The organism is Algibacter aquimarinus (assembly GCF_039543265.1).
Classification (GTDB): Bacteria; Bacteroidota; Bacteroidia; order Flavobacteriales; family Flavobacteriaceae; genus Algibacter_B; species Algibacter_B aquimarinus.
In genome coordinates, this window is the sequence record NZ_BAABJK010000006.1 from 239,736 (window position 1) to 253,102 (window position 13,367).

General features: G+C 32.9%; 14 protein-coding genes. 3 read left to right on the forward strand and 11 right to left on the reverse strand.

The window, feature by feature from the left end:
* Positions 1-39: 39 nt before the first annotated feature.
* The 11 genes from ABD939_RS10245 to ABD939_RS10295 form a co-directional block, all read right to left on the reverse strand.
* Positions 40-1,326, reverse strand: a complete 1,287-nt coding sequence (locus tag ABD939_RS10245) for an alginate export family protein (protein WP_345167992.1) — start codon at positions 1,324-1,326, stop codon at positions 40-42.
* Between the two features lie 148 nt (positions 1,327-1,474).
* Positions 1,475-2,302 (reverse strand): ABC transporter ATP-binding protein, encoded by an 828-nt coding sequence (locus ABD939_RS10250; RefSeq protein ID WP_345167995.1) that lies wholly within the window; start codon positions 2,300-2,302, stop codon positions 1,475-1,477.
* Positions 2,303-2,310: 8 nt separating this feature from the next.
* The gene (locus tag ABD939_RS10255) at positions 2,311-3,159 is read right to left on the reverse strand and encodes an ABC transporter ATP-binding protein (RefSeq protein ID WP_345167998.1); all 849 of its coding nucleotides are present in this window, start codon (positions 3,157-3,159) and stop codon (positions 2,311-2,313) included.
* Positions 3,160-3,177: 18 nt separating this feature from the next.
* Entirely contained in the window at positions 3,178-4,284 is a 1,107-nt protein-coding gene (locus ABD939_RS10260; protein ID WP_345168001.1) for an ABC transporter permease, read from the reverse strand.
* Between the two features lie 82 nt (positions 4,285-4,366).
* On the reverse strand, positions 4,367-5,761 hold the full coding sequence (locus ABD939_RS10265) for a CmpA/NrtA family ABC transporter substrate-binding protein (RefSeq protein WP_345168003.1): 1,395 nt from the start codon (positions 5,759-5,761) through the stop codon (positions 4,367-4,369).
* Between the two features lie 450 nt (positions 5,762-6,211).
* A complete protein-coding gene (locus ABD939_RS10270) occupies positions 6,212-6,919 on the reverse strand; it encodes a cytochrome c3 family protein (RefSeq protein WP_345168006.1) in 708 nt (235 codons plus the stop codon).
* Between the two features lie 18 nt (positions 6,920-6,937).
* A complete protein-coding gene (locus tag ABD939_RS10275; protein ID WP_345168008.1) occupies positions 6,938-7,966 on the reverse strand; it encodes a 2Fe-2S iron-sulfur cluster-binding protein in 1,029 nt (342 codons plus the stop codon).
* A 6-nt stretch (positions 7,967-7,972) separates the two neighbouring features.
* Positions 7,973-8,455: a hypothetical protein gene (locus ABD939_RS10280; RefSeq protein ID WP_345168011.1), complete on the reverse strand. Its 483-nt coding sequence runs from the start codon at positions 8,453-8,455 to the stop codon at positions 7,973-7,975.
* A 91-nt stretch (positions 8,456-8,546) separates the two neighbouring features.
* Positions 8,547-9,374, reverse strand: coding sequence for a c-type heme family protein (locus ABD939_RS10285; RefSeq protein ID WP_345168014.1), 828 nt, complete (start codon positions 9,372-9,374; stop codon positions 8,547-8,549).
* A 22-nt stretch (positions 9,375-9,396) separates the two neighbouring features.
* Complete coding sequence (locus tag ABD939_RS10290; protein WP_345168016.1) at positions 9,397-9,813, reverse strand: globin family protein; 417 nt, start codon at positions 9,811-9,813, stop codon at positions 9,397-9,399.
* Positions 9,814-10,002: 189 nt separating this feature from the next.
* Entirely contained in the window at positions 10,003-10,743 is a 741-nt protein-coding gene (locus tag ABD939_RS10295; protein ID WP_345168018.1) for a Crp/Fnr family transcriptional regulator, read from the reverse strand.
* A 228-nt stretch (positions 10,744-10,971) separates the two neighbouring features.
* Here ABD939_RS10295 and ABD939_RS10300 point away from each other — a divergent pair, with 228 nt between their 5' ends.
* From ABD939_RS10300 to ABD939_RS10310, 3 genes are all read left to right on the forward strand, one after another.
* Positions 10,972-12,150 carry a molybdopterin molybdotransferase MoeA gene (locus tag ABD939_RS10300; protein WP_345168020.1) on the forward strand — a complete coding sequence of 393 codons (1,179 nt, stop codon included), beginning with the start codon at positions 10,972-10,974 and terminating at the stop codon, positions 12,148-12,150.
* 9 nt (positions 12,151-12,159) lie between these two features.
* Complete coding sequence (locus tag ABD939_RS10305) at positions 12,160-12,498, forward strand: winged helix-turn-helix domain-containing protein (protein WP_345168023.1); 339 nt, start codon at positions 12,160-12,162, stop codon at positions 12,496-12,498.
* Between the two features lie 128 nt (positions 12,499-12,626).
* Positions 12,627-13,367 carry a sulfite exporter TauE/SafE family protein gene (locus ABD939_RS10310; RefSeq protein ID WP_345168026.1) on the forward strand — a complete coding sequence of 247 codons (741 nt, stop codon included), beginning with the start codon at positions 12,627-12,629 and terminating at the stop codon, positions 13,365-13,367.

Genomic DNA, 13,367 nt, shown 5'->3' on the forward strand with positions numbered 1-13,367 from the left:
AAATTATCTCCAATTCACTGATGAAAAATTTTAAAATATTTAGTTAATAAATTTTGGCTTAATTACTAGCATTGCCCATGCCCAGTTTTGAGTGTCTTTTGCTGCACTTTCAGCGACACCTTTAAGTTCGTACATACCATCAGCGACGAATAAATGAGAATATCCAATCTTTAAAGCATAGCCTTTAAATGTTTGACTATATACTAAATCTATTTCTGTACCTAAAGAAGTCTCTCCGCTTGGTAACTCTTGGTCTGCACTGAAGTTTAATACCTTAGCCAATAAACTTGCTTTTTCTCCTAATTTAAAGTTAGCACTTGCATGAACATCAAATAAACCAACAGTATTTACATGATTCCCAACATAGAAATAATCCATAAAACCATTGAATTTGTGGTTGGTACCAAAGGTTGGTAAAAATGCTTCAGTTTTATCTGTTGTACTACTATCATCTCCACTAATAAGTTCTAGACCAAGACCTAAACCAACTTTGCTAGATGCTTTGTAGCTTAAATCTAGTCCTAATAAATATGCTCCTCCAACATCGGTACTTCCATTAAAGAACGTACCTGTTTGTAAAAATGCATTAGCCGCAGCACCAAATTTTCCTTTTTTATAGTTTAGGTGTGTTCCTGCAGTAAATAAACTATTTACACCATCAGGTTCGCTATTAGTATCAAAGTTTTGGTGCCCGTAGTTAACTAACAAAAGACTTGCATCAAAACCACTCCAAGTTTTTTTAGCATATATATGCTGCATAGTTTTGTATTGAAAAGGATTGTTTGCAGGGTATCCTGTACCAATATTTTGAAAACCAAACAAAGGACCACCATTATTATCATAATCTTGATTAAAAGCAAGTCCGAAATCTAAAACGAAACCTTCACCTACATATTTAATCATAGCTAAATCATGATTTCTTCCTTGCTGTGCCCAATCTAGACCTCCAAAGAAACGCTGATCGTCATAAGACAATACTTGACGCCCAATTTTAGTAGACCATTTTCCTCCTAAATTAATTTGCGCCCATGCTTCAAAAATTGAAAATGAGTTATTTGCATCAACTGGTATAATTTGTGGGTTTTCTCCCCAAACTAATAAATCTTGCAAGCTCATATACACTTTAAAAGCATCTGTTTTATAACCTGCATTTAATCTAATTCTGGTATTAATACCAAAACCTGCATCAGCTGCATCTGGAATTAAGGTTTGAAATCCATTTCTGTACTCAGTTCTTGGTCTAAACTGACCATCTAATGTAAATTGTGCTTGTGCAAATTGTATACACACAAGTAATAGTCCTAAAATTACATATTGTTTTTTCATTTTTCTTGTTTTTAATTTTTGTTAATTTGAGTTTTTGTTAATCGTTAATTTCTGTTTAAATAAGGTTGTAGTTATCCAATGCTTATGAAAAATTTACTTTTTCATAAACTCATATTATTTTCTATTTGTTTTGATTAATTTCTCTTTATTAGTGCTCTAAAAAGTCTATTAAGTGTTTTCTGTATTTATAATAATCGTCATGTTCTAATACGGCTTTTCTGGTTCTGGGTCTTTCAAAATCAATATCTAAAACATCTCCAATTTTTGCGCGAGGTCCGCTAGTCATCATAACTACACGGTCTGCCAAAAAGATAGCTTCATCAACATCGTGAGTAATCATTACAGCGGTAATTTTTTCTTTATTCCAAATCTCAATTAAAATATCTTGAAGTTCTCCTCGTGTCAATGAATCTAACATTCCGAAAGGCTCGTCTAATAATAATACCTTTGGTTTTATGGCAAATGCTCTGGCAATTCCAACACGTTGTTGCATGCCTTGAGATAATTCTGAAGCACGTTTATTAAAAGCATCTTCTAAACCTACTTTCTGTAAATAGTATTTTGCTATATCGTTACGCTGTGCTTTTGTAGCATGAGGAAAAACTTGTTTTACTCCCAGCAACACATTATCTAATGCTGTCATCCATGGCATCAGGCTAGGTGCTTGAAAAATAACACCTCTATCTGGCCCAGGGCCTTTTATGTGTTTTCCTAATACCGAAATATTACCTCCAGAAATTGGGTTTAATCCAGCAATCATAGAAAGCATAGTTGTTTTTCCACAACCAGAATGTCCAATAATGGTAACAAACTCCTCTTTACGTATTTGAAGATTTAAATCTTCCAGAACTACATAGTCGCCCTTTGGTGTTGGGTATACTTTCTTTAAATTTTTTAAATCAAGCATCACGTCATTAGATGGAAAACCTGAAACCTCTTTTATAATCTTTGTTTTATTTTCAATTATAGTGCTCATCTTGATGCTTATTTAAATTGATTTACAAAATCTTTCGGTGTTAACTCTGGAAGCTTAATTTCTACACTTGCCTCAGTTTTTCGTTCGTTTCCTATATCCATTAAATATTCAATAATGGCATTTCTTGTTTCCTTAAAATTTGCATTATCATTCATTTCTGTTTTATCTCGCGGACGCTCAATATCTATTTTAAATTCAGGTCCTAAAGTTGCATTTGGCCCCGGACGTAACGGAATAATTCGATCTGCCATATAAATGCCCTCATCCACATCATTGGTAATTAATAATGCTGTGCGCTTATCTTTTCCCCATATATTTAAAATTTCATCTTGCAAATTCCCTCTTGTTAATGCATCTAAAGCACCGAGTGGTTCGTCCATAATAATCATCTCGGGTTTCATGGCTAAAGCCCTAGCAACCGCTACACGTTGACGCATACCCCCAGATAATTCCTTGGGGCGTTTATTAATTGCAGGTGTTAAACTCACCATCTCCACATAGTTAGCAACAATTTCGTTTAACTCTTTTTTACTCTTTTTCGGAAATGCTTCTTTTACCGCCATAAAAACATTTTGTCCAACAGTCAACCAAGGTAATAATGAGTAATTTTGAAAAATTACACCTCGTTCATGGCTCGTTCCTTGAACAGGTTCACCTTTAAATAAAACCTCTCCTTTTGTTGGTTCTATCAAACCATTTATCAAATTTACCAAGGTTGTTTTTCCGCTTCCTGTAAACCCAACTATTGCCACAAACTCCCCTTCTTCTATCGATAAATTGATATTTGAAAGCACTTCAGTTTCATTGTCGCCTTGACCGTAGGTTTTATAAATATTATTTAATTCTAAGTATGCCATATTTTTTATGTTTTAGAATTATATTGCGTCGGTTTTATCAAAAGACACCCAGTTTTGAATGGTTAACATCAGTCGGTCTAACAAGAAACCAATGATACCAATTACAAACATGGCTACTATAATTTTTGCATTAGAGTCGTTAGCTCCGTTTTGGAACTCTTCCCAAACAAATAATCCTAAACCAGGACTTTGTGCTAATAACTCAATAGCAATTAAAACCATCCACGCTACGGATAACGTAATCTTCAACCCTGTGAAAATTAATGGTAAAGACGATGGCAATACGACTTTAAAAATCTTCTGAAAATTACCAAGCTTCAATACTTTTGCAACGTTTATATAATCTTTATCAACCGATGATACACCCATTGCTGTATTTACTAAAGTGGCCCACATAGAACATAAACCAACACTAATAAACGAAATAGTAAATGAACTATCTTCATTAGAATCTATCAATAATGTTTTAACAATCATAAAAACCAATAAGTACCAAACTACTGGAGATACTGGTTTAAAAATTTGAATAAACCAGTTGAAAGCACTTTTTAACGTTGGACTTAACCCAATAAAAATTCCTAAAGGCACCGCAATAAATAAGGCTAATAAAAACCCTGCAAAAACCGTTTTTAAACTTCTAAAAATTTGATCAACAAATGATGGACGTCCTGTGTAAGTAATAGCATCTAAACCTTGTGCAATACGAGTTTCATTCAAGGCAGCAGTTTTTTCAATAAAAGCTTCCTTATCTGCACTAATAATATTGTGATCTCTCAACAAAGATTGATACGAGGCCCAAACCTGACTTGGTGATGGTAAGGTATTTGGCTGACAACTAGAATCTCCTGATGCTATACAAGCTTCTAAAGCGTCAGCAGCAGCTTGACCTTGGTCATTTAATGCTTTTTGAATTTTAAAATCTGCCTCTATGTTGTACAAAGCTTTTGCTCCCATATGCCAAAGACCAATAAATAATAAAATTGATGCAATTGGTACAACTACTTTTCGTAGAAAGTTTTTAAAATCTTCTTTTTCAAGTTTTCCGGTAAATAGATTTTTTAATGTAGTAAGAAAACCTAAGCCCATAAATTTAGTTACTTTTCCTAATGTTAAACTTTGCTTCATCAGTGCTATGTTTTGTTTTAGTGTTATACGTTTTTGTTAAGCTGTCCCGAAAATTCGAGACAGCGTAACTGATATCAATCTATTATTGTATCGCTTTATCTTTATTTCCTATTTTGAAACTATTGATATATGCAATTGGGTCTTTTGCATCGTAAGTTGTTCCGTCAATAAAGTCTGATGTTGCTGGTTTGTAACCATCAGTTGTTGGTATATCTCCTGCAGGAATATTTCCTTCTTCAACTAAAAGTTTTGCAGCTTTTGTCCAGATATCTGGTCTGTAAATGTCTTTAATTGTGCTAGCATACCAATCAGCTGGTTTAGTTTCAGGAATTTGTCCCCATCTTCTCATTTGTGTTAAGAACCAAATACCATCAGAGTAAAACGGATATGTTGCATTGTACTTATAGAATACGTTGAAATCTTCCATTTCACGTTTGTCACCTTTTTCAAATTCAAAAGTCCCGGTCATTGAGTTTGCTAATACTTCAACTGGAGCACCAACATATTGAGACATTGATAAGATTTCAACAGCTTCTTTTCTGTTTGATGGCTCATCTAACCATTTCCCTGCTCTAATTAAAGCTTTAGTAACAGCAATGGCCGTATTAGGATTTTCTTCAACAAATTTCTCCGTCATCACAAATACTTTCTCTGGGTTATTTTTCCAGATATCGTAGTTTGTAGTAACAGGTACACCAATACCCTTAAATACCGCTTGCTGATTCCATGGTTCACCTACGCAATAACCGTAGATAGTTCCTGCTTCAAGTGTAGCTGGCATTTGTGGTGGAGGCGTTACAGATAATAAAACTTCTGCATCAATTTGCCCTTGTACGTTGTCTGCAGTATACATTCCTGGGTGAATTCCTGCTGCTGCTAACCAATATCTTATTTCATAGTTGTGAGTAGAAACTGGAAATACCATACCCATTTTAAAGGCTTTACCATTTGTTTTGTATTCATCAATTACCGGTTTTAAAGCTTCTGCTTTAATAGGATGAATTGGTTTACCGTCTGCTCCTTTTGGTACATTTGGTTTCATTTTAGACCAAACATCGTTTGATACCGTAATACCATTACCATTTAAATCCATAGAGAATGGCGTAACTAATTTTGCTTGACGACCAAAACCAGCACCAGCAGCAATTGGCTGACCTGCTAACATGTGCGATCCATCTAACTGACCATCAATAACACGGTCTAATACATTTTTCCAGTTAGATTGTGCTTCAACAGAAACAAATAACCCTTCATCTTCGAAGAATCCTTTTTCTTTAGCAATGGCTAAAGGTGCCATATCTGTTAATTTTATAAAACCAAAAGTTAATTGTGGCTTTTCAATAGCTAATGTTTTTGTTTTTGAAGTTTCAGCAACTGCAACTTCGGCAACGTCTTTCTTTTTGTCTTTACCACCGCAAGCAATTAGTAATGCTGCTACAGGTAAAATCCAAGTTGTTTTTTTTAGAAGAGATTTCATGTGTCTGTTTTTTTTGAATTAACTAAGTATAAATACTTATTTTTTTGACAAATATATAAGTAGACTTAATTATCACCCATGTTAATCCGCATAAACCAACCTCTTTTTACGCATAACAAAACATGCTAAAACATAGTTTTTTAATATAACTTTCTGATTAAAAGGTATTTGAAAGATAAATTACGACACATAGAACTACGTAAAACACTACGTATAAACAAGTAATTGTTAATAACATTTTACGTATTGTTTTAGTATAAATAGGAAATACTCAACAAAAAATAGGTGATTTAAATAAAAAACTACGTAGTTTTTATTTGTAGTATGATAAATTTAGATTTGAGTAATAAAAGGAGTAATTCTAAATTGCGATATGATTTCTACTGAAAAAAACACATAAGTCTTCAACTAAGACTAACTCGTTAGAGTAACTAGCTAATAATTAAAACATTATTCGTCTAAGCTTTTTAACCACTCTTCTTGAGATAAAGCAATATACTTTTTTACCTTACCATATGGGTCTTCTCCACCATCAAAATAATTTTGAATGGTTTGCATAGGAATAGTATCACTCATCTTTTCGGGTAAAGCATATTTATGATTGCCATGGAAATCATGACATTGGATGCAGGTATTCCATGATTCTTGAGATATTAAATCCTTATGAGAAATATCTACTGGGTCGTTTTCAACCTCTAAATCCTGATGGCAATTCATACAGTAATTTATGGAAGCTACAGATACACGTTCTCCCCCATGCTCTGTATGGCAAGTTATACATGTAGTGGCATCTATATTTTTAATGGCATCTTTAAATCGAGGTTCAGAAAAACGATGTACTGGATGCCTATCGTTTGGACGATCATGACACTCTAAACAATTATTAACTGTAACATCTTGAGTTCCAAAATCTACGCCATTTTTTCTTGCCCCAACCGCATGAGAGATATTAGATTGTATTTGCTGCATTAAATTTCCTTTAGCATCAGCATGACATGCGAAACAAGATAAATCCTGATGACCAGTATTCATAGGGCCAATAGAAACATAATCTTCAGTGGCTTCCAAAGTGAGTACATAAAATATTCCTATACCCAAGACCAAACCTATAACACCTCCTAAAAATTGTCTTTTTCGTAACGGACTTACCTTAAACATACAACTATAAAATTTTAATTATATTTCTATAACAACTTCTTTACTTAATGGATAACTAATGCAAGTTAAAATACTCCCTTCAGCTACTTCTTCTTCTGTTAAAAAATGCCCATCCGTCATTTTAATTTCGCCTTCAACACACTTTGCTTTACATGTTGAACACATACCAGACCTGCATGAATACGGTATTACTATATTATCAGACATGGCTTGTTTTAAAATAGATGTGTCGCCTTTAACCTTTAATAAATGTTCATCGCCCTCAAATTTCAAAGTTACATCGCTTAACAAGTTTTTACCTAAAATTTTAACTTCTGGACTTTTAAAAACTTCAATTTTTATTTTTTCACGTGAAATGCCATTATCTTTTAAAATTTCCTTGATTTTTTCCATGTAGCCAAATGGACCACAAATCATATATATATGGTCATCATAAACTAAATGATGCGTTTTTAGAATTCTATCTATCAATGTTTTAGTGGCTAAACCTTTATGATAATTCTCTTTGGTAACCTTACTTGAAGATATAATATGCTCGACTGAAAAATTATTTGGATATTCGGTTTCAAGTGCTTGTATTTCTTTATGAAAAATAATAGACTCCATGTTTTGATTGGCGTAAATTAACAACATCCTTGAGTCTTTCTCTTCTGTTAAAACTGATTTTATTATAGAAAACATAGGGGTTACACCACTTCCGCCTGCAAATAACACATATTGCTTTTTCGATTTTTGTGACGGCTCAACAAAAAAAGATCCTGCTGGGTCATCAACTTCTAATTTATCGCCTACCTTAAGATTATCATGTACATAATTTGAAACTAATCCTTTCTCCACACGTTTAATAGTAATTTTTATATCTTTATCTGTATACGGATTACTACTAAAAGAATAAGCACGTCGCTGAACCTCTTTATCAATAGGTACATGAATAGTTAAAAACTGTCCTGGTTTATATTTAAGTTTTTTAAAAAAATTCCCGTTTTTGAAAGATATACTTACAGCATCATTCGTTTCTTTAATTATATCTTTTACTACTAACTTCATGCCTTTTTATTTATAATAAAACACCATAGTTATATGAAACAGCATAAGTATTGTTACCACTATAGATAAAGCCACATGAGTTATCATCCAACCTTTAAAAAAGGCATCACTACTATTTTTTATAATATCCAAGTTGAAATAACCCAGTAGTGTATTTGCAAAAAATAGATATGATAATAACAATAAATAACCATAACCCAAGGTTATGCTATGTATGTAAAAAAATAGAGGACTCAAAGCACCCAACCACTTATGGACATTTTGCATAGAGACTGCATACTTTCTAAACTTTTTAATAGTTCTGGTAAGTGTCAAAACCCATTGAAACGCAATAAATAATGCTAAGGCCAATCCAGACCAACGTTTATACATTTCTTCTTGCTGTAAATGAAACAACCAATTCCATTCTAATTTTAAAAAAAATTGCAAAAAGTATATACCGAGTAATACCAATCCAAATAATGTAGATTTATGACTACTTATAACCATACTGGGTCTTATTAAATTGAAAACAATTGCAATATGCCCAAACCCCGATGAAAAGAAATGAGCATAATTGCAATTTAAACACTGAATAAAATTATTTACTAGCTGCAACTAAATGCTTCATGGTCTCATAAGATGATAGTTTTCTAACACTATCTAAAAAGACTTCAGCAGTTGGCAAAAATTTTCCATCTGCTGGCCATTTATCTCCAATTACTGGCTTTTCACTTGTTTCAAAAGCTTCTATTTCATCTAGGTATTCCATATAAATATCTACAGTACCTTTGGCATAAGAATTCAATACCGCAACTGTTTCTTTATACGTTAAAGAATCTTTTGGGTATTGCCATGTTGTTGCTCCCATAACGTCACCAAGTTTCCAATCTTTTTTAGGAGATTGCTTATGGTCATTATGGCAAGTTACACATGCTGCTGCACCAGCAACATCAGCAAACATAGCAGTGTGTAATTTTTGGTCTTCTTCATAAAAAAACTGAGGTTTTCTATCTTCTTTAATTTGCTCAAAAAGCTCAGCTTGTTTTCCAACAAATTTATTAGCTGCATTTACAGGGAAATCTGAACCTAAATACAGACCTAAAGGTACTGGACTCTTTTTTATACTTGTTGCAACTCCTCTAAGAAATAGTGCAGGTAATGGACCAGCTTCAACATCGTCTTTTCTCCAATCTTCATCAAATTTCATACCTTGCTTTTTTCCTCCACCAACAATAGCTTTTGTATAAAGTGTTCTAGTTACATCGTTTTCTTTAGATACCATTTCTAGTACTTCTTCAACAGAAAAAACATTTTCTGCACCTGATGTTTCAGACTTTTCCTCTGGAACACCACCACAAGAATTTAATACTAAAGCACTAAAAAGTAATAACAATGATATGATGGATATTCTATATATATTCTTCATAAATGTAGTTTTAATAGATTTTTTAATAAGCTGCTTCAATCATAACACTCGACATTGTTCCGTAAACACTAGTCCATGCTTCTTTTACCTCTGGTGTAAAGTCATCACCTAGACCAGCTTCAAGAGTTCCTAACAATGCAGCTCCTACAGTATTATAATGAGAAGGCTCTACCTTATATTCTACATGTCGCTTTCCCAAACCTTTTAATACAGGAATTAAAGCATCTAAATTGCTTAATCCTGCTACTGCAGCAGCAAGCATAGTCATTAACTTATTTCCTTGCTCTACCATGGCGCCTTCTTTATCTGTTGGAAATAGAGGCTTTAATGCAGGATCTAACTCAAATAATTTTGTGTAAAATATTTCAGCTGCTGCTGGGGCAATAGGTTTTACTTTTTCGAATGACTCTTGTACTAGAGTGACTGTTTTTGCTTCCATAATTCTATATTTTCGGATTGTTTCTAAAAATTAAGTATTAATACTTATTTGAAACAAAAATAAAGTGTCAACTTTTAACTAAATATGAAATAATACAGTAGAAAATAATCTTTTACGTCATGAAAAAAACTGCCAAAACGCAGAATATACTATAACATTAATAAAAAAATAAGTATAATACAGGGGGTACTAACTATCCAAAAAGTAGTTATGTTCGCTAATTTCTTTTTTAAGTAAATTAACATCATTAATTCCAATCTTTTTGCCTTTAGCTGAAATAAGCCTCTCCTTTTTTAAAGCAGAAAACACACGAATTACTTGCTCCTCTGTTGTACCAGCATAATCAGCATATTCTTTCCTACTTAACGGTAAGTTTATAAAGCCTCTTAGGTCGCCAAACTTACGGTGAATATATAATAAGGTATCAATAACACGCTCACGCACTGTCATTTGTGAAATAGACTTTACTTTGTTTTCACTTCTATTGAGTTCGTTGGCGTAAAACAACATCATTTCATAGGCAAACTTTGGGTTATGCATTAAAACATCTTGCATGTGCTCTTTAGAAAAGTAATGCAACTCAGTATTTTGAAGAGCAATTGCACCAATGGAATAATATTCTTGTGTGCCAAAACCACGATGGCCTATAATTTCGCACGGTTTTGCAAAACGTACAATTTGCTCACGGCCGTTGATACCCGTTCTAAAAACTTTTACCGTTCCAGTTTTTATAAAAAACAGTCCGTTTACTGGTGCGCCTTCTATAATGAATTGCTGGCCCTTTTTACATTTTATTACTGTACTAACTTGTGTAGATTTAACGTTAAAAAGTACTTCATAATTATTATGAATTAAGCAACTTGCACTTTTGCAAACATCACAAACTACATCTAACGATGATTTAGTTTCCAAACTGTTTAATGTGGGCATTAAGTGCATTAAAATTAGATTTAAGTCAAAAGTAAGTAATAATACTTAATTTTTTGAGTTGAATACGTATTTTTAGGAGTTCCACAAAAAATGGAACGTCAATTTGTAAAATCTAAATATTGATGCTCCTTTTTTAGTTGATTTATATTAATTTATTATAAGACTTGTTATTGAAGTCAAAAAATAAATCAAATCGTTATATTTGTTTGGATATAACGAAAATGATTTATGATTTCTATTGCCGAAGCTATTTCTATAGTAAAAACTAACGGAAAGCCTTTATTACAATCTACTACCAAAAAGGTTGAAAAAGCAGGTGGTTACCTTTTGTTTAAGGATGTGCATTCGCCTATTAATATGCCACCGTTCAGACAATCGGCCATGGATGGTTACGCTTTAAATTTACATGAAGATTTTTCATATACATTAATTGGTGAAATAAAAGCAGGTGATGGTGAAAAATTGGTTTTAAAAAAAGGAGAAGCTGTTAGAATTTTTACTGGCGCGCCTGTTCCAGATTCTGCCAATGCAGTTATGATGCAGGAAAAAGTGATACCAAAAGGAAAAACGATAACAATAGAACAACAAATTCATCAAAATCAAAATATTCGTCCTTTAGGAGAACAAGTCAAGGCAGGAGACATAGCTTTAATAAAAGGCACGAAATTAACACCTGCCTCCATTGGATATTTAATCTCATTGGGTATAACGGAAGTTTCTGTTTTTAAAAAACCAAATATTGCTGTAGTTACTACTGGAAATGAATTAGTTGAAGCAGGACAAGACTTACCATACGGAAAGATATACGAAAGTAACTCAAAAATGCTATTGAGTGCGCTTTACAATTTAAAATACTACGATGTTACACTTTACAAAGTTGAAGACAATTACAACAAAACTGTTGACACATTAAATACAGCAATTAATGATAATGATTTAGTGATGATTACTGGCGGTATTTCGGTTGGTGATTATGATTTTGTTGGTAAAGCGTTAAAAGAATTACAAGTTGAAGAACTATTTTATAAGGTAAAACAAAAACCAGGAAAGCCTCTATATTATGGAAAAAAAGAGGACACTCAAGTATTTGCGCTTCCTGGGAATCCTGCAGCAGCTTTATCTTGTTTTTATGTATATGTATACATCGCTTTGCAACACATGATGTATCGTAAAGATTTAGAATTACCAAGAATAAAAGCTAAAGCTATAAATCCTTTTGTAAAGAAAGGTGATAGACCCCAATTTCTAAAAGGTATATATAGCGATGGGCAAGTTGAAATTTTAGATGGGCAGAATTCATCCATGTTGCAGACTTTTGCGCTTTCCAATGCTTTGGTTTATGCGCCAGAAAGCATTACAAAAATTGAAAAGGGAGATGTTACTGAAGTGATTCAATTGCCTGTTTAAAAGATTATTATGGGATACAAAATAAAAAGTAGAATCTGGATTGAATCTGACGAAAACGTACTTCTTGGAGAAGGTCGTGTACATCTATTAAAAGCCATTCAAGAAACGGGTTCGCTTTCTAAAGCTGCAAAGTCGCTGAATATATCTTATAAAAAAGCGTGGCAACTATTGGATTCTGTGAACAAATCGGCAAAAAAACCTGTTACTATAAATAGTATTGGAGGTAAAGGTGGTGGTGGCGCTGAATTAACGGAATATGGGAAGTCTTTAGTCAAGGCTTTTGATGAAATCAATAGAAATTGTTGGGCGTTTTTGGATAATGAATTAAAAAAGATTGAAAAAATATAAAATTAAAAACTGAGTGAGTCATTTCGAATGCAATGAGAAATCACATAATCATTGATACATTTTACTCTGATGATATGTCTCAATCGTACCTCATTTCGACATGACAAAAAGTAAAATAATTTAGCTAAATGCTGCAAAACGAAAACATATACTTTTTCCTGGCTATACTACCAATAGTATCGTTTTTATACTCTAGTGTGGGGCATGGTGGTGCTAGTGGCTATTTAGCGCTTATGGCATTGTTTTCATTTGCACCAGAAAGCATGAAGCCTACTGCCCTATTACTTAATATTTTTGTAGCAGGCATTTCGTTTTACTATTACTATAAAGAAGGTTATTTTAATAAAAAATTATTTTTAGCATTTGCAGTAACTTCCATTCCTTTTTCTTTATTGGGTGGTCGATTTGATATTGATGCATCATTGTATAAAAAAATACTAGCTGTCTTATTAATATTTGCAATCCTAAAAATGTTGAATGTTTTTGGGAAAGAAAGTGATAAAATTAAAGACATAAAACTTTGGCAAGGACTTATTGTTGGTGCTATTATCGGATTCTTCTCTGGACTCATAGGAATTGGAGGTGGTATCATATTAACGCCACTCATTCTATTATTTCATTGGGGAAAAATGAAGGAAGCAGCAGCGGTTTCAGCGCTTTTTATATGGGTAAATTCAGCTTCGGCATTAATAGGACAATTTAGCATTGGCATTACTTTAGAAAAAGAATCGTTTCTATTAGTTGCTATTGCACTTATTGGTGGTGTTTTAGGTGGTTATTATGGCAGTAAAAAAATCAATAATCAGAAACTACGATATATTTTAGCCTTTGTACTAATTATAGCTTGTGCTAAACTCATGTTTACATAA